The 17,362-nt window shown below is 68.5% G+C and carries 12 protein-coding genes; 3 read left to right on the plus strand and 9 right to left on the minus strand.

What is annotated here, in order from left to right; translation table 11 throughout:
* Positions 1 to 164: 164 nt before the first annotated feature.
* Complete coding sequence (locus ACJMKZ_RS07350) at positions 165 to 2,270, plus strand: TonB-dependent receptor (RefSeq protein ID WP_405232538.1); 2,106 nt, start codon at positions 165 to 167, stop codon at positions 2,268 to 2,270.
* 47 nt (positions 2,271 to 2,317) lie between these two features.
* Here the strand turns inward: ACJMKZ_RS07350 and ACJMKZ_RS07355 are convergent, their stop codons facing one another.
* From ACJMKZ_RS07355 to ACJMKZ_RS07370, 4 genes are all read right to left on the minus strand, one after another.
* Positions 2,318 to 4,501: a PQQ-dependent dehydrogenase, methanol/ethanol family gene (locus ACJMKZ_RS07355; RefSeq protein WP_405232539.1), complete on the minus strand. Its 2,184-nt coding sequence runs from the start codon at positions 4,499 to 4,501 to the stop codon at positions 2,318 to 2,320.
* Positions 4,502 to 4,564: 63 nt separating this feature from the next.
* Positions 4,565 to 6,436: a glycoside hydrolase family 3 protein gene (locus ACJMKZ_RS07360; RefSeq protein WP_405232540.1), complete on the minus strand. Its 1,872-nt coding sequence runs from the start codon at positions 6,434 to 6,436 to the stop codon at positions 4,565 to 4,567.
* Positions 6,418 to 6,894 (minus strand): hypothetical protein, encoded by a 477-nt coding sequence (locus ACJMKZ_RS07365; protein WP_405232541.1) that lies wholly within the window; start codon positions 6,892 to 6,894, stop codon positions 6,418 to 6,420. The genes ACJMKZ_RS07360 and ACJMKZ_RS07365 overlap by 19 nt, the downstream gene beginning before the upstream one ends.
* A 9-nt stretch (positions 6,895 to 6,903) precedes the next feature.
* The gene (locus ACJMKZ_RS07370) at positions 6,904 to 8,580 is read right to left on the minus strand and encodes a carbohydrate binding domain-containing protein (RefSeq protein WP_405232542.1); all 1,677 of its coding nucleotides are present in this window, start codon (positions 8,578 to 8,580) and stop codon (positions 6,904 to 6,906) included.
* Positions 8,581 to 8,762: 182 nt separating this feature from the next.
* On the opposite strand from ACJMKZ_RS07370, the gene ACJMKZ_RS07375 reads away from it, so the two are divergent.
* Positions 8,763 to 10,400, plus strand: coding sequence for a L,D-transpeptidase family protein (locus ACJMKZ_RS07375; RefSeq protein ID WP_405232543.1), 1,638 nt, complete (start codon positions 8,763 to 8,765; stop codon positions 10,398 to 10,400).
* On the opposite strand, the gene ACJMKZ_RS07380 is transcribed toward ACJMKZ_RS07375, so the two are convergent.
* From ACJMKZ_RS07380 to ACJMKZ_RS07390, 3 genes are all read right to left on the minus strand, one after another.
* A complete protein-coding gene (locus ACJMKZ_RS07380; RefSeq protein WP_405232544.1) occupies positions 10,394 to 13,045 on the minus strand; it encodes an AAA family ATPase in 2,652 nt (883 codons plus the stop codon). The genes ACJMKZ_RS07375 and ACJMKZ_RS07380 overlap by 7 nt on opposite strands.
* Before the next feature lie 103 nt (positions 13,046 to 13,148).
* Entirely contained in the window at positions 13,149 to 14,015 is an 867-nt protein-coding gene (locus tag ACJMKZ_RS07385) for a DMT family transporter (protein WP_405233155.1), read from the minus strand.
* An 85-nt stretch (positions 14,016 to 14,100) separates the two neighbouring features.
* Positions 14,101 to 15,225 (minus strand): metallophosphoesterase family protein, encoded by a 1,125-nt coding sequence (locus tag ACJMKZ_RS07390; RefSeq protein WP_405232545.1) that lies wholly within the window; start codon positions 15,223 to 15,225, stop codon positions 14,101 to 14,103.
* Positions 15,226 to 15,387: 162 nt separating this feature from the next.
* Here ACJMKZ_RS07390 and ACJMKZ_RS07395 point away from each other — a divergent pair, with 162 nt between their 5' ends.
* Positions 15,388 to 15,855 (plus strand): hypothetical protein, encoded by a 468-nt coding sequence (locus tag ACJMKZ_RS07395; protein ID WP_405232546.1) that lies wholly within the window; start codon positions 15,388 to 15,390, stop codon positions 15,853 to 15,855.
* Between the two features lie 68 nt (positions 15,856 to 15,923).
* Here the strand turns inward: ACJMKZ_RS07395 and ACJMKZ_RS07400 are convergent, their stop codons facing one another.
* Complete coding sequence (locus ACJMKZ_RS07400) at positions 15,924 to 16,325, minus strand: DUF1761 domain-containing protein (RefSeq protein WP_405232547.1); 402 nt, start codon at positions 16,323 to 16,325, stop codon at positions 15,924 to 15,926.
* A 182-nt stretch (positions 16,326 to 16,507) separates the two neighbouring features.
* A complete protein-coding gene (locus tag ACJMKZ_RS07405; RefSeq protein ID WP_405232548.1) occupies positions 16,508 to 17,335 on the minus strand; it encodes a helix-turn-helix domain-containing protein in 828 nt (275 codons plus the stop codon).
* Positions 17,336 to 17,362 lie beyond the last annotated feature (27 nt).

Here is a 17,362-nt window from a genome sequence, read left to right on the forward strand (position 1 = left end):
GCCACAGGAGTGCAGCGGCGGCGCATTGACGGCTCCGCGGGACGCGCCCATGATGGCGTCGCCGGCACATCGAGCCAGGCGCGGCGAGCCGGCGTTGCTGCGCCGGGAGTATTCGGCATGTCCGCCCTCGTCTGTGGTTCCGTGGTGCCGTGGTGATGGCCGCGGTGATCGGAAACCCCCGCCTGCCACTTGCGGCCATTGCGGCCATTGCGGCGCTCTCTCTGCTGCCGACGCCGACCGCTGGCGAGACGGCACCCTCGCCGGGAGTAGGGGAGGCGCTGGAGGAGATCGTCGTAACGGCACGCAAGCGAGAGGAAACACTCCTTGCCGTGCCGATGAGTATCGCCGTCATCCCCGGCACGCAGATCGAGCAAACCGGCCTCGACAGTCTCTATCCCCTGCAGTTTGCGGTGCCCGGTCTCGTCGTAGTCAGCCAGGGTCTCTGGGGCGCCGGCATCTCGCTGCGGGGTGTCACCGACGACGGCGTCGGCAGCCTGCCGGTCAGCGTTGCACTGGACGGCGTCGAACTTGAGCGTTCCAACCTCGCCCTCTCCCGCCTCTTCGATGTAGAGCGGATCGAGGTATTGAAGGGGCCGCAGGGAACGCTGTACGGGCGCAACTCGACGGGCGGCTCCGTCAATATCGTGAACCGGCCGCCGGCAGAGGTGTTCGGCGCCGGTATCGAGGCCGCGCAGGGCAGCTTCGACACGACCCGGCTGGACGCTCACCTGAACGTCCCGTTCGCCGCCTCCGCACTTCGACTGGCGGCGGCGGCCGCGGACGGCGACGGCGTCATCCGTAATACCGTCGACGACCGGCACTTTGCCGAGGACGACTATGCTGCCATGCGCGCCTCGCTGCGGCTGCGTCCTTCCCAGAGGGTGACCGTCGATCTCATGGGCCAGCACGTCGAGGACGACGGTGCGACGGGCGAGTTGTGGCTGCCGCGCATCGATCATCTGCCCGACCCCGGCGACGTGCATCTGACCACCGTCACCGCGACGGATCCTTACCTCACGATCCGGAACGACATCGCGAAAGTCGGGGTCGTCTACGAAACGGATACGCTGACGCTCGCCTCCGTGAGCGGCCATGCCGGCAGCACGGTGCGCAATTTGGACGACTGTGCGGGCATACCGGAACTCGTGAGCTGCGAGCGCGGTGTCCGCCCGCTGGAGTACCGGCAGTGGAGCCAGGAGCTGCGCCTCGCCTCGACCGCGGGAGAGACGACCGACTGGCTCGTCGGGGCATTCTTCCTGACCGCCGAAGAGGACAGCCGCTTCTTCACGCGGCTGCCGGCACGCCTGTCGCTGCCGCTCTACGACTACGCGGCAGAGACCACGGAGAGAGCGACGGCGGTCTACGGCCAGGCCACGCATCGAATCGGTGCAGACATTGGCGTGACCGGCGGCCTGCGCGTGAGCCGTGAGCATGCACGGCTGACGAGCGCCGGCGCCGGCATCAACGACAACCGCGTGGCACGGACGGAGGAAGGCGACTGGAGCGACACGTCCTGGAGACTCGGCGTCGACTGGACGGCGAGCGAGGAGGCTCTGGTGTATGCGAGCGTGGCCACGGGCTTCCGCAGCGGCGGCATCTCCCCCGAGTACCTGCCTCCCGGCGAATTCGACCGCTACGACCCGGAGACGATGACGGCCTGGGAGGCGGGTTTGAACCTGCGCCTGCCTGCGGTGGACGGCACGCTGCGCGGCAGCCTCTTCTACTACGACTACCGGGACATGCAGGTGCGGAGCACGGTGTTCGTCGCAAACCGCCTGCGCTCGGTCGTCGACAACGCCGCGCGTGCGCGCATCGTCGGCCTCGACATCAGCGGCGATGTGGCCATCGGCGAGCGGTCGAGGTTGCACGCCGGTGCCGTCTGGCTGCCACGACGTGAGTACGTGGCATTCACCGACAGCCTGACCGATGCCGATCTCTCCGGCAATCGGCTGAGCCGCGCACCGGGGCTGGCTGCCACCGTGGCGATCGACCACCGTCGCCCGCTCGGCCGGCTCGGGACGGCCTGGCTACGCGCCGAATACAGCTACCGCAGCGACTACTTCTTCACGAAAGAGAACGAGCGGTGGAATGCGCAGCCCGGCTTCGGGCTCCTGAACCTCTACCTGCGGCTCGACTCGCCGGAGAATCGGGCTTACGTGTTCGCCGCGGCACGAAACCTCGGCGACACCGACTACTTTCATCAGGTCTTCCTGCAGTCCGCGCCCGGTGACCCGAGGACCTTCGAGGCGGGCGCCGGGCTGCGGTTTTGAGGGGGCGCGGCCGAGGGGGTCGCGGCTGAAGCCGCTCCTACAGGTTCCTACAGGGCGGCTTCGGCTCGTTCGCGCACGTAGTGTCTCAGCGACTCCAGTTGTGCGTCGGTGAGGTCGGCGAAGCGGGGCATGCCGTTGTCGACCAGGGCGCCGCCGCGGACGATGCGGTCGAACGCTTCGGCGTCCAGCACCACCGGCGATGCCCTCAGGTCCGGTGCCGCGCCGCCGGCGATGGCCTCCATGCCGTGGCAGGCCCAGCAGTAGCCGTCGATCTGCCCGCGCTCGAACAGTTGCTTGCCCGCCTCGGCCATCGTGGCGTCCACCACGAAGTCGGCGGCGATGGGCTGGGGCACCACGGGCGGCGGCTGGGCCGGCATCTTTGCGGTGCCGTCCAGTGAGAAGGTGATGAGCCTTCGCGTGTGGGCCCGGTATGACCAGCCGAGGTCGGCCACGTCCTGGCCGCCGAGGGCGCTCCAGCCGCCGCCGAAACCCACCAGCAGCGAGACGTACTGCTTGCCTTCGATGGCGTAAGTGATGGGCGGCGCCGAGATGCCGAGGCCGGCGTCGAAGGACCAGCGCACATCGCCGGTGCGCGCGTCGTAGGCGATGAACCTGCCGTCCGCGCGGCCCTGGAACACGAGGTTGCCGGCGGTGGTGAGCGTGCCCGCGCTCCAGAAGTTGTCCTGGGGGATCTCCCAGACGGCCTTCTGCGCCACCGGGTCCCACGCCTGCAGCGATGCGGGGTAGTCCCTGGGCTGGTCTTCCGGCCAGGTGATGGTCGTGCCGATGCCGCCCGAGAAGGCTTCGGCCTTGAAGTTCTCGCGGTCGATGTCCTCGTCGCCCAGACCGAGCTTCATGTGCAGCGTGGGGAGGTAGACGAGCCCGGTGTCCGGGTTGTACGACATCGCGTGCCAGCTGTGCGCGCCCCAGGGGCCGGGCATGACGTCGTAGCGGTCTTCCTCGTAGCGCGCGCCCTCCGCCTCCACCGGGCGGCCGGTCTCCGGGTCCACGTGGGTGGCCCAGTTGACGTCGGCGAAGGGTTCGGCGGAGACGAGTTTGCCGGTGGCCCGGTCGATGACGTAGAAGAAGCCGTTCTTGGGCGCATGCATCAGCGCCTTCACCTCCTCGCCGTCGATGGTGAGGTCCGCCAGCACGATGTCCATGTTGGAGTTGTAGTCCCAGGTGTCGCCCGGCACGGTCTGGTAGTGCCAGCGGTACTCGCCGGTGTCCGGGTCGAGTGCGACGACCGAGCACAGGAACAGGTTGTCGCCGCCGCCGGGGCTGCGGATGCTGCGGTTCCAGGGCGCGCCATTCCCGGTGCCGATGTAGACGGCGTCGAACTCCGGGTCGTAGGTGAAGCCGTGCCAGGCGTTGCCGCCGCCGCCGTGCTTCCACCACTCGCCGGTCCAGGTCTCGGCCGCCATCTCCATGGCCGCGTTCTCGAAGCCGTCCGCCGGGTTGCCGGGCACGATCCAGAACTTCCACGCCTCTTCGCCGGTCTCGGCATCGTAGGCCGTCACGAAACCCCGGTTCGGGCCGTTCTCCGTGCCGCCATTGCCGATGAGCACCTTGCCCTTGAACGCCTTCGGCGCGCCGGTGATGTACAGCGGGGCGTCTACCGGGAACGTGCGCACCGACCAGACGGGTTCGCCGGTCTTCGCGTCGATGGCGATCAGCCGGCCGTCCCAGGTGGCGGTGTAGACCTTGTCGCCGTAGAAGGTGAGGCCGCGGTTATGCACGAAGCCGGCCTGGCGCTTGCCGGCCAGGGCCTTGCCCACCTCCGGGTCGAACTGCCACAGCAACTCGCCGGTGACCGGGTCCACGGCGCGGACCACATTCATGGTGCCGGTGAAGTACATGATGCCGTCGACCACCAGCGGCGTGGAGACCAGGCCGACGTCGCGGGGGAGGTCGAGATACCAGTCCACCTTCAGCTCGCCGACGTTGCTGACGTCGATGTCCGTGAGCGGGCTGTAGCGGCGTTCGTAGTGGGTGCCGCCGTAGGCGGCCCATTGTGCAGTATTGGATTCGTCGGAGAGGGCGGCGTCGGTGACGGCGGGTTTCGCGGGCGCGGCGGTGGCCGGAGCGGTGGCCGTCGGCGTGGTCCCGGCGATCGGCGTATCCGCCGGCTCCGGCGACTGCTTCGAGCAGCCGGCGGCCAGCAGCGCCGCCGTCAGAATGGCCGGCAGCGCAAAGCGCCGGGACGGAGCCCTGATTCTTGTGGTTGTCATCGCCTGCTCCCCTGCGCTTTAGCGACTGGTCAGCATTATGACCAAGAGGCGGCAGGAAAGCGATTACGGGATCGGGTCGTAGCCCAACCCGAATCCGTAGGGGAACAGCGGGTCGTAGTCCTCGTCACCGACATTGAGGGGAATCTGGTCGGCGCTCCGCGGCCAGGAGAAACCGAGTCTGCCTTTGAAGCCGTAGTCGCCGAACAGCACCTCGGCGATGCCCTCGCCTTCCGAGCCAGGCAGCCAGGCGGCGACGAAGGCGGCCGAACGCTCGAGCTCCTCGTTCACCAGCAGCGGGCGGCCGGAGACCAGCACCGCGACCACCTTCGTGCCCTGCGCGTGGTAGGCGCGGATGAGGTCGCGCTGCTCGTCGGTCAGCACCAGCACCTCCGCCTCGCGGTCGCCGATGCCCTCAGCATAGGGCTCCTCGCCCACAATCACGATGGCCACGTCGGCGCCGTCGATCACGCCGTTGGCGCCGGCGTCGATCACCCGCTCCGCGCCGATGACCTTGCGGATGCCGTCGATGATGCTGGTGGCGCCTTCCACCGGCCGGGCGGCGTGGCCATACAGATCCTCGTGGGCACCCTGCCATTTCTTGGTCCAGCCGCCGCTCTGGAAGGCCACGTTGTCGGCGTGGCTGCCGGCGACGATGACATTGCCGTCTTTCGGCAGCGGCAGGATGCCGCCCTCGTTCTTCAGCAGCACCAGCGACTCGCGCACCGCCTGGCGGGCTACCGTGCGGTGAGCGTCGGACCCCATGGCGTCCGCCAGGGCGTCCGAGCTGTACGGCCGCTCGAACAGGCCGAGCCGCAACTTCAGGCGCAGGATACGGGTGACGGCATCGTCGATGCGGGACATCGGCACCTCGCCCTCCTCGACCAGACGCACGATCTCGGGGATGCCCTCTTTCCACGACTGAACCAGCATGAACATGTCGATGCCGGCCAGGAGCGACTCCTTCATGGTGAGGTTGCCGAGGCTGACCCCTTCCCAGTCGGTGAGCACCACGCCGTCGAAGCCGAGCTCGTCCTTCAGCAGGTCCGTCAGCAGCGCCTTCGAGCCGTGGATCTTCTCGCCGTTCAGGGAGCTGAAGGACGCCATGACCGAGACCGCGCCGCTCTCGATGGCGTCGATATAACCCGGCAGGTGGACAGTACGCAGTTCTTCTTCCGTGATGACGGCATTGCCACGGTCCACACCGCCCTCGGTCGCGCCCTCGGCGACGAAGTGCTTGGCGGTGGCGCCGACGTGTTCCTCCGCGGTGAGGTCGTCGCCCTGGTAGCCCTCGATCAGCGGGCTCGCGAACAGCACCTGCAGCTCCGCGGTCTCACCGAAAGCCTCGTAGGTGCGGCCCCAGCGGATGTCCCGCGCCACCGCGATGGTGGGCGCGAAGGTCCAGCGGATGCCGGTGGCGGCGAGCTCCCGCGCGGTGACCTCGGCCAGGCGCTTCGCCAGTGCCGGGTTACGGGTGGCGCCGATGCCGATGTTGTGCGGCAGGATGGTGGCCGGGCCGTCGAAATACGCATGCCCGTGCACTGCGTCGATGCCCGCCACGATCGGGATACGGGTGCGGGTGGCGAGCGCGGCACGCTGGTAGGCGTCGAACATCTCGCGCCAGGCCTCCGTGGTGCCGAGGTCGCCTTCCGGGACGGTGCTGATGATGGAGCCGAGGCCGTATTCCCGCACGTCTTCCGGCGTGGCCGTGGAGACATCCGCCTGCACCATCTGGCCGGCCTTCTCGGCCAGGGTCATGGCGGCGACCACGGCGGGGATGTCAGCCTCGGTGCGCAACGTATGCGGCCACTGGCCGGCCGGGACGCCCGGCACGGCGGCCGGCGTGGCCGTGCAGGCCGGCAGGGCCAGCACGGCCAGGGCCAGGAACGTCAACCGACTGCGCGGGCGCGGCGAACCCGTCAGTCCCAGAACTTCCACCAGGGCTTCTTGCCTTTCTGCGCCTGGTCGTCTTCGGCGTCCTCGTCGTCGGCAGCTTCGTCGCCTGCTTCAGCACCTTCGCCCCGCCCTTCGCCCCGCCCTTCGCGATACTCCTCCATCACCTGCTTGCGCTCGTCGCGGCGCTCGCGCATCTGCTGGCCCTGCTCGCTGCCTTTGCCCGCGGCCTTGCCCTTGCCCTCGGCGGCCTCGCCGTACTCGCGGGCGCGCTCCTCGCTCATCTCCCGGCTCATCTCCTCGGTGCGCTCGCGCTCGCGCTCCAGTTCTCCGCGCTGCTCGCCCAGCTCGGCCTCGGTGCGTTCGCGCTCTGCCTCGACCTTCTCCTTCGCCTTGGCGGCCTTGCCCGGCTTGTCTTCCGGCGGGCCCTGCTGTGCGAGGGCCGGGGTGGCGGCCAGAGCGAGGCCGAGGAGGATGCTCGTTACGATGATCTGTGTCTTCATGGAGTTCCCTCAGGTTCCCAGTTTCTCAATTTGCCGCAAGGCCAGTTGGTAGTCTCTCTCCAGCCGCGGATTCTCCGGATCGCTCTCCATCGCCATGCGGTAATAGCGTAACGCGGCTTCCCAGTCGCCGCGATCGATGGAGGTGACGGCGAAACCCCAGAGCGCCAGCGCGTTGTCCGGGTCGAGCAGCCAGGCCTGATTGAAGCGGCGGATGGCCTGCGCCTTGTCGCCGGTGTAGAACACGTTCCAGGCGTTCTTCGCCGCCACTTCGGCGGCCGCCTCACGGGAGCGCCCGCCTGCCGTCATCATACGGATGTATGCCTCGTCCGCGCGTCTCTGCTGCTCTGTCTTCTCATGCAGACCATACATCGGTACCTCGTTGACGGGATACCCTGCCGCCGTGGACGGCGGGGATGACTCGGGCCGCAGCAGCGAGAAGTCGTCCAGGTAGAAGGTCACGGGACCATCCGTCGCCGTCGTGCCGATGGCCCAGCCGTGCACTGCGTCGAGGCCCAGGCCGTCGTTCGGGGCGCCGTTGCCGGTTTCCTTGCGGACGAAGGCTTCGAAGGGGATGACGACGCGGCGCCAGCCGGCGACGTCGTCCGCGAAGTAGAACACGTAGCGCTCCGCCGTATCGCCGGCGATGTCCGGCCGGCGGTTGTCGATGATATCGACGAAGAAGCCGGTGCCGCTGCCGTGCCCGTACAGGCGGAAGCTGATGCCCTCGAAGCCGCGCCAGTCGTAGGGGACCCAGAGCGCCGTCTCGTCGTCCTCGTACAGGAAGAAGTGCGCGAACCCGGACCAGTTCTGCACGTCCATGTCGAGTCGCAGCACCCGGTTTCCTGCTGCGGCTTCCGACAGTGGCGGATAGGCCGCCGTGGCGGAGAACTCCACGCTGCTGACGCCGTCGCTGAAGGTGACATAGCCGACCGCTACGCCGTCCCCGGTCACCGTGGTCGGCACCGACGTCTCGAAGTCATCGAATACGACGGTCTCGAATTGCCTGTCGGCGAAGGCGGCCAGCCGGCTCATCTTGTCCCGCTGCAGCTCAATGTTGGCCAGCAGCGCCCGGACCGCGGCAGCCGTGGCTCTCGACACCATGGCCACACGCTCGGCCTCCGTTTCGTCTTCCGTGGCGAGCCCCGCCTCGGCGAATGCCCGGTGATGGGAATTGAGCAGGAACGACATCGCGTTATTGCCCGCGGCATCTAGCACGTAACACTCGATCCCGAAGATCCAGTCATCGCTCACCGGCAGCAGGAACTCCAGTACCAGGTGGTACCGCGCCTCCGTCTGCCCGCGACGGACGACATCGGCGATTCGTGGCATGTCCGCCTGGAATATCTCCCACTGGGACGCATGGAGTATCCGGCCGAGGTCGATGCGCTTGTTGCGCCGGATTGCCGATATCCCGGCTGCCTCCAGCTGCTCGATGGCCTCCGCCTGGGACCGGTACGAGACGGCCGTCCTGTCCGCGCGGCGAACCAGGGTCGGGTAGACGGCGATGGTGGCGGTATCGAGCGCCTCGACGAAGGCGGCTGCCTGCGGCGAGTCGGGCCGGAAGCCCGGGACGTCGAGCAGCTGCTCCGGTTCATGGGCCGACAGCGGGGATGTAGCCGCTGCCAGGGCGAGTGCGGCGGTTATGACTTGCGCTCTCCGCCAGCGCTTCGGGATGCCTTGGAACACGTTTGTCTCCCGGTGGCGGAGCCGGCCGGACTGGCCGGCCTCTCTACGGTTCTCATGGTGGCGCTGCCGGGCCCATTAAATAGGTACTTGCCGCCGGCGGCGGCTGCGCGGTCAGGCATTGCCTGCCGGGGATTGGTGTAGAGTTGGCCCGTGCGTCAGGCCGCAGGAGGCTGCACCGAGACATGACCATGACCGGAACCTGTAACCGAGCGCTGGTCGGGCTCGTATTGACCGCGCTGTCCCTGTGCGCGAGCGCCGCCCCGACCACCCCCGACCACATCCGCAACTATCTCGAAGGCCTGGATGCCGGCGACTTCCCGACGGCCGGCGGTCAGACCCTGCTCGAACCGGAGCTGCTCAGCCGGGTGTACCGTTCGCGGGACCACGCGACGATCTGGCTGGACGGCGGACCGCTGGCGGGCCAGGCGCCGCAGCTGCTGACCGCCATCGGCGAGTCCGTCGGTCACGGCTTCAATGCCGAGCGCTATCACCGCTCCACGATCGAGCAGCTGATGCAGGCGGGCGATGCGTCCTCCCGCCTCGCGCTCGAGCTGCTGATGACCGATGCATTCCTGGCGCAGGCGCTGCACCGCGGCCGCGGCGCCGTGTTCCCGCCGAACCTGGATGCCGACTGGCAGCTGCCCCAAGCCGAAGTCGACGCGGCCGCCTTGCTGCTGGAGATGGCCGGCACGGGCGGCGACGTGGCCGCGCGTCTCGCGGCGCTTTGGCCGGTGGATCCGGAGTACGCCGCTCTGGTTCGCCGGCGCGCCGAGATCGCCGCCACCGGCGACGAGATGACCGCCCGGGTGGCACCCGGCCCGCTGCTGCGGCCGGGCCAGTCGAGCGACCGCGTCATCATGCTGAAACAGCGGCTCATGGGCCCCGGCGACTACACGCCCGAATACGACGCCGACCTCGCGCGCGAGGTGAAGGCCTTCCAGCTGGCGGCGGGGCTGGAGCCGGACGGGCTGGTGGGCGAAGGCACCCTCGAGGTGCTGAACGCGACGCGCAGTTCCTGGATCGACCGCATCGACGCCAATCTCGAACGCTGGCGCTGGCTGCCGCGCGCGACGCCGCAGACCTACATCCGGGTGAATATCGCGTCCTACCGGCTGCGCGCGATCGAGAACGGCGAGACCACGCTGGCCATGAACGTGATCGTCGGCAAGCCCTACCGGCGCACACCGGTGTTCACCGAGACCATGAAGTACCTGGTGTTCAACCCGTACTGGAACGTGCCGTTCAGCATCGCCACCAAGGATAAGCTGCCGCTGCTGAAGGCGGATGCGGCGGCCGAGGCGGCGAAGGGCTTCGATGCCAAGCCGCGCGGCAGCGAGGTGTTCGTGCCGGTGGATGCCATCGACTGGACGGACGTCACCCGGCGCGGCTTCGACTACCTGCTGCGCCAGCGCCCCGGACCGCAGAACGCGCTGGGGCAGATCAAGTTCATGCTGCCGAACCCTTATGCCGTGTACCTGCACGACACGCCCAGCCGGGAGCTGTTCGCCAAACAGGAACGGAGCTTCTCCTCCGGCTGCGTGCGGCTGGAACGGCCGACGGCGCTCGCGCAGTGGCTGCTCGCGCACGACGGCCACCGCGATGCCGGCCGGGTGGACCAGCTGATCGCCTCGGCAGAGACCACCACCATCTACCTGAGGAAGCCCGTGCCGGTGTACATCGTGTACTTCACGGCGTTCCTCGACGACGATGGCCACTTCGCCTTCCGGCGGGACATCTACGAGCGGGATCGGGCGATCGTGGAGGCGCTGCGGGCCTCCGGCGCGGACGACGCGAACGGCGGCGGTAGCCCGATTCAGTGACCGGCCGCGCCGGCGGCCTCCGTCATGCGTACCACCTCCGCGCTGCCCACCTGCGCGAAGCGCCCTGGCGTGCAGGTGAGGATGATGATCTGGCACTCCCTGCCTGCCGCCGCAATCGCCGCACCCATGGTCTCCAGCCGTGCCGGGTCCGAGAAGCCGAGTGCGTCGTCGATGATGAGCGGCACGCCGCCCTGCTCCGCGACGATACGGGCGGCGGCGAGGCGGGCCAGTATGCCGAGCTGTTCACGGGCGCCGATGCTGAGGCTTTCGAACGGCAGAGTACTGCCTTCGAGCGTGCGTGACTCCAGCGTCCAGTCGTCGGCGACGGCGATCTCGAAGCTCTGACCGAAGACGATGCGGCCGAGACGCTCGATGGCTTCCTTCAGCGGTGCGACGTATGCCTGGCGGGCGGCGTCGCGGTGTTGGTTCAGCGTGGTCCAGAGACGCTCGGTCGCGGCGGCGCGGCGGCGGGTGGTCTCCAGTTCGGCGCCGGTGTATTCCACCTCGCGCTCGGCGGCCTCGAGCGCCTCGTAGCGGCCGTCGGCCTGGGCGCGTTCCAGGCGGTCGTGGAGGACCGCGCGCTGTTGCTCGGCCTGGGCGAGATCCCGCTCGGCGCGGGTCAGGGCATCCCGCGCATTGGTGTAGAGCGCCTCGACGGACTCGGGGTCGAGTTCGTCGAGGCGCCGACGGAGCTCGGTGGTGTCGGCCTCCAGCTTCTCGAGGCGCCCGGTGGCGTCGCGTACCCTGGCATCGAGCGCCTCGTCCGGTGTCTCCTCGCGGGCGGCGGCGAGGCGCTGTTGCCGGTCCTTCAGCGTCGCCTCCCGGCCGATGAGGGCTTCCCGCGTCTCTCGCAGCGCCGCATCCGCTTCGGCGTGTTCCTCACGGACGCCGGTCTCGCGCTGCCGCGCCGATTCGTAGTCCGACTCGGCGTCCCGCAGCGCCTCCTCCGCAGCCGTCAGCGCTTTGCGCGCGGCCATCTGGTCGGCGGGCAGGCCATTGTCACCGCCACGCCGGGCCAGATACTCGTCGCAACGCCGCTGCAGGGAGACCACGGCCTCGCCGATCTCCTCGGCACTGTCGCCCGCCAGTATCTCGGCGGCGCGTGCACGCAGCCGCCTCGTCTCGGCCTCGGCGTTGCGACGGGACTCGTTCTGCTCGATGGCCTCCTCCAGGCTCGCGACGCGGTAGCGCTGCAGCACGCTGGCGAGCGCGGTTCCGGCCTCCTCCAGATCCGCCTCCAGCTCGGCGGCGGTGCGCGGCGGCGCGATGCGCACGGAGGCGATGCCGGGAAAGCGGATCTCGAGGCCGGAGGCGACATAGCGCTTCTCCGCCTCGCCCTCGACCAAGCGGACGTCCTCGTCCTCGATGGTGAACTCCAGCGACTGCTCGGCGGTGACGGTGACGGCGGTCGCGGCGAGATCGCGCTTGCTCCTGGCCTTGTCGAGTTCGTGACTCGCGTTGCGGATGGACTCCAGGCCGGCGTCGTCGATCGCGATGTCGTGCAGCGTCTTCGAGTCCCGTTTCAGTTTCTCCGAGACGGTCGCGTGCTCCTTCAGGCGCTTCTCGTTGTTGGTAAGGCGATTGCGATCCTCCAGGTAGGCGAGGTCGCGGTGGATCGCCTCCACCCGTTCGAGGGCCGCGTTGCGGTGTTTGCGCTTGTCTTCGGCGACGCGGTGGGCGGAGTCCACCTTTTTCGCAAGTTCGGCAGCACGGTCGGCGAGCGGTTGTTGCCGCGCTTTCTGCTCGGCGAGGGCCTTCTCGTCCGTGGCTATGGTGTCGGCGAGCGCCTTACGCTCCTGTTCGGTCTTGCGGGCCGCGGCCACCTCCGCGGCGACGCCGGCGAGGCGGGTCTCGGCGAGCTCGAGTTCCTGGCGGAGCTGCGCGACGCTCTGCCAGGACTGCTCGTGCTCGGACAGTTTCGCCCGCAGATCGGGGAGAGCCTCGCGGCGGCGGCGGACGTCGGCCTGCAGGCGGTCGTGTTCGGCGGCGTCGCGTTCCACCTCGGCGAGTGCGGCGGCGGCGGCGTCGCGGGCGGCGACCGCCGCATCGAAGTCCTGCTCGAGGCGGGCGAACTTCGGCTTGCCGGTCTTCAGCGTGTAGTACTGCTCGTACTCGGCGCGGGCGGCCTCGTAGAGATCCATGTCCTCCACACCGGTGGCGGCCTGGCCGGCGGCCTCGTCGAGGGCATTGGACAGACCCTCGGAGTCCTTCAGGTCGGCGGGTGCCAGACTCGCGCCCTGCTCGGTGAGCAGCGCCTCCCACAGGGCGAGGTCAACGGTCTCGTTCAGGATGGCCTCGACACGCTCGTGTGCCTCGCGGCCGGTGACCTGCTCGCGGCGCGGGGCGCTGATGTCGAGCGTGGTCTGGGGTGACTTGTTATAGGTCTTGGAATAGACGAAGCGGTAGTCCCCCGTCTCGATCTCGGCGGTGACCGTGCTGCCGACATCACGGCCGACGGGCATCACCGCCTTGATCGTCTGCTTTTTCGAGGAGTCGAGGTCGCGGATGAGGGTGAGCAGCGCCTCCACCAGGGTGGACTTGCCGGCCTCGTTGGGGCCCTCGACGATGGTGACGCCGTCGGCGAAGCGCACGTCGCAGGACTCTATGCCCTTCCAGTTCACGAGGGTGAGGCGACGGAGACGCATCAGGAATGGAAGATGTGGGGAGACATGAAGCTGAGTTTAGCAATTGCCGGGTAGGAGGGGCTTCAGCCCCGAAATGCCCCGGCGATCGCGCCTGAAGGCGCTCCTACCTCGAGCGCTGCAGGAGCACGATGGCGACACCACCCAACGTCGCCGCGGAGGCGATCACGAGCCGCGGCGTGACGGCCTCCGCGAGCAGCATGACGCCGCCGAAGGCTGCGATCACCGGCACCGACAACTGCACCGTCGCCGCCCGGGTGGCGGTGAGGCCCTTCAGCGCCGCGTACCAGATGACGTAGCCGAGGCCGGACGCGACGGCGCCGGAGGCGATGGCCAGCAGGAAACCCGCCGCCGTGCCGTGCCAGCGGCCGACGAACGCGAGGCTCACGAGCAGCACCAGCGGCAGGCAGTAGAGGAAATTGTTGGCGGTGGCGACCAGCGGGTCGCCGCCGCCGCGGCCGAGCAGCGAATAAACGCCCCAGGCAATGCCGGCGATTATCATCAGCACTGCGCCGTCCACCGCCGGCGCGGTCACGCCGGGCGAGACCAGATACACGAGACCGCCGATAGCGAGCGCGAGACCGGCCCATGAGACCGGCGGGAAGCGCTCGCCGGCGCGCAGCGCCGCGACGAACATCGTCAGCTGCACCGCGCCGAACAGGATCAGCGCGCCGGTCGCCGCACCCAGCGTGACGTAGGCGAACGAGAAACAGACCATGTAGCCGAACAGCATCGCCGCGGCACGCCAGCTGCCCGGCGCCCGACCGTGTCGGCGCCACCGCGGCGCGACGATGAGCGCGAGCATCGCGGCGCCCGAAGCGACGCGGACGGACGCGAAGCTGGCCGGATCGATCAGCCCCGGGCCGAGCGCCATGCGGCACAGGATGGAGTTGGCCGCGAAGGCGATCATGGCCACGGCCGTCAGCGCGACGGTGGTCAGGACGCCGGGTGAGCGGGAGGTCGGCTCTCTCATCATCACCCGAGCGTATCAGGGTCGCATTGTAGGAGGGGCTTCAGCCCCGATACATTACCCAATCGGGCCTGAAGGCCCTCCTACGTCAGGTCGAGCCGGACAACCGATACAGCAGCCTGAGTGCATCGCCAGCCGTCTCGTCGCCCGACTCCGACTGCGCCAGCAGTTCGTCCCAGGTGGCTTTCGCGTAGCCGGCCAGGGAAACCGAATCCTGGTCGAGTTCGTCGGGGACGATGGCCAGATCGGTGGTCCGCTCGCGGAGCCTGAGGCTCGCGAAGAGCTCCCTCCTCGTCTCGATGACCTCGTCCAGGACGGCGGCAGTGGCGAGGTTCACGCTGCCCGTGAAGCCCACCTTCACGGCCGTGCGCTCCTTGGCCGGCACGTCCTCGAGCCAGCTGCGGAAGCGTTCGACGTCGTCGGGCTCGTTCACGGTGAAGTGTTCGGCCACGAAGTGCCAGTCGCCGACGGGGAGTGGCGTAACCTCGCAGCGTCCGGCATCCACGTCGACCAGCAGCGCCTGGTTGGGGTCTTCCTCGACGAAGTCGGTGGCGACCGGCGCGCCGGAGTACCAGACGCGGCCGGTGTCACCGACGGGGGTCACCGAGTGGCGATCGCCGAGGGCGAGGTAATGGAAGCGGCCGTCGCCGATGGCCTGCTCGGCGGCAGCGAGGTCGACGATGGCCGGCTGCGATGCGTCCGGCGAGAGGTTGTCGGTCTGGCCGTGGCAGACGGCGATGCGGGTCACGCCGGCAGGTGCCGGGTCGAGGGACGCCGCGAGTTCGGCGCAGAGGTCGGCGTTCGGGCGCTTCGTGCGCCAGGGCGCGCCGGCTACCTCCACGGCCTCGGCGCCAGGCACGGCGATAGGCGCCTGATCCCGGATGACGATGACGTGCTCCGGCGCGTCGCGGAATTCTCTTGTAGAGAAGATGGAGGCGCCGTCCAGCGGGTCGTGGTTGCCGGGCAGCAGGAATACGGGGACGGTCACCTGCCTCAGCGCCTCCAGCGTTCGCACCAGCGTCTCCCGGGAGATCTGGTTCGACTCGAACACGTCGCCGGCCACCACGATGAACTGCGCCTCGTGTTCGACGGCGAGGCGGCCGAGGGCGGCGATGGCATCGATGCGCGCCTGGCTGAAGCGTGCTGAGGCCTCGGGCGTCAGGAAGGCGCGGGTCATGCCGAGCTGCCAGTCGGAGGTATGGAGGAAGCGCATGCGCCGATCTTACCAATGTAGGAGGGCCTTCAGGCCCGATGGATCAGGAATCGGGCCTGAAGGCCCTCCTGCATGCTGGTGGAGCGCAGCGCAGCATGACGGCTGCGCGGTATGCGCGTACGCTGCGGGCGACCAATCGGTCAATCACCGGGGAGAGACACAATGAGAACGATACTGATCGCAGCGCTCGCGCTGCTGGGGACGGCGACGGTGCAGGCGGATCCCGCTACGGAGAAGGCCATTCGTGACCTGATCGTCTCCGGTAACGAATACGTGAAGAAGAATCTGAAGGGCGAGGAAGGCACGGTGGCCTCGGAGGGGTCCGTGGAGTTCTGGTCGAGCGGCGGCCTGCTGCAGAACGTGCCCGGCGACGCCCCGGTACAGGAGTTCGTCTCGTTCAGTCTGGAGCCGAAGCACATCACGGTGGTGACGCTGGTGCCAGGCCAGGCCGCTGCGGCATTCTATTATTCGGAAGGTTCGTTTCAGCCCAAGGGCTCGGAAGCCGTTCCCAACTACCTGACCCGTGTCACGGAGATTTACGTCAAGGAAAACGGCAAGTGGAAGCTCCGCGGCGCACACTGGTCGCCGGTACAGGGCGGCAGCGGGACGAAGCAGACCTCGATCGACTAAGGCTGATGTAGGAGGGGCTTCAGCCCCGATTCCTTACCCAATCGGGCCTGAAGGCCCTCCTACATCCATCACATTGCGCCGAGAATGGCGCCCATCGCCGTGAGCGCCACCACGCAGTAGCCGCCGTTGACCAGCCACAGCGCGGCCGGGCGTTTCTCGAACAGGTAGATGACGCCGAGGAAGGTGGCCACCCAGCCGAGGCCTGCGGCGAGCCCTGCCATGGTGGCAAACCCCATCGTGGCTTCGGGGCCGATGAACATGGCCAGGTTCACGGCTGCCGCCAGCATCAGCAGGAAAGAGACGCCGAAGACTAGCGGCAGGCTGCGCTTCGCGAGGTCTTCTTCGGTGTAGCCGTTGGCGTTCATCCACGCTTTGCCGAACAGCGGGCCGTACCAGAGGCCGCCGATGATGAAGGCCGAGGCGGCGGCGGCGAAGACTGCCAGCCAGTTGATGGCGGGTGCTGGGTTCATGTTTTTCTCTCCCCGGTTGCTGATCGGGCCTGAAGGCCCTCCTACGGTTCGGATCGGGCCTGAAGGCCCTCCTACGGTTCGGATCGGGCCTGAAGGCCCTCCTACGGTTCGGATCGGGCCTGAAGGCCCTCCTACAGTGGTCGTAGGCTAGCCGAAGCGGCGGTTCTGCGGATTGTAAAAAATTAACCTCGGCGGTCTAGGGGGAAGAAATTGGTCTGGGCGTCGAAGCCCTGGCGGAGGAAGTCGGTCGGGTTGAAGCCGCTGAAGTGGCGGAAGTCGCGGATGAAGTGGGACTGGTCCGAGTAGCCGCAGTGGTGGGCGACCGCGCTCCAGGGCACCGGCCCATCCGTCTGGATGACCCGCAGCACGTCGTTGAAACGGAGGATGCGCTGGTAGTACTTCGGCGTCACGCCCAGGTAACGACGGAACTCGCTGATGAGGTGCTTGCGGCTGCCGGAGTAGTCGGCGATGGCGTCGGCGTAACGCTCGCCGGTTTCGGCGGCGAGGCGATCGACCACCTCCAGTATCGGTGCCGGCGGCGCGAGGTCTTCCCGGTAACGGGCGGCCAGCCACTCCTCGGCCACAGCGAATTTCGCCGCGCGGGCTTCCGCACCTGCCAGCTTGTCGCGCAGCACGAGCAGCTCGCCGCCGAGCACCTCCTCGCCGGGCACCACGCGCTCGCTGAAGCCGTCCAGTGGAAGGTGCAGGAAGGGCCGTGCGCCGGCCGCCCGGAACTGGATGACGAACATCTCCGAGTCGGGGTGCGCCGAGATGGTGATGTGATGGCGGAGCATGCCCGACACCCAGCCGCCGCGGAAGAAGCCGTTCGGCGCCAGGGTCTCGTTGTCGCAGGTGTGGCGCTCGATGCCGTCGAGCTCGAAGATCAGGAAGACGTGGCCGCTGGGCACCACGCGCTCGACGGAGTGGTCCGGCTGCCAGCCGCGGTAGTGGAAGAGCGTCTCGACGTGGGCGTCGAGGGGGGCGGCGGGGGCGTGGAAGGCGATGTCCATGATGCCAATTCTAGAAGAGATCGGGGC

Source organism: Lentisalinibacter salinarum (assembly GCF_040706555.1).
Classification (GTDB): Bacteria; Pseudomonadota; Gammaproteobacteria; order Steroidobacterales; family Woeseiaceae; genus Lentisalinibacter; species Lentisalinibacter salinarum.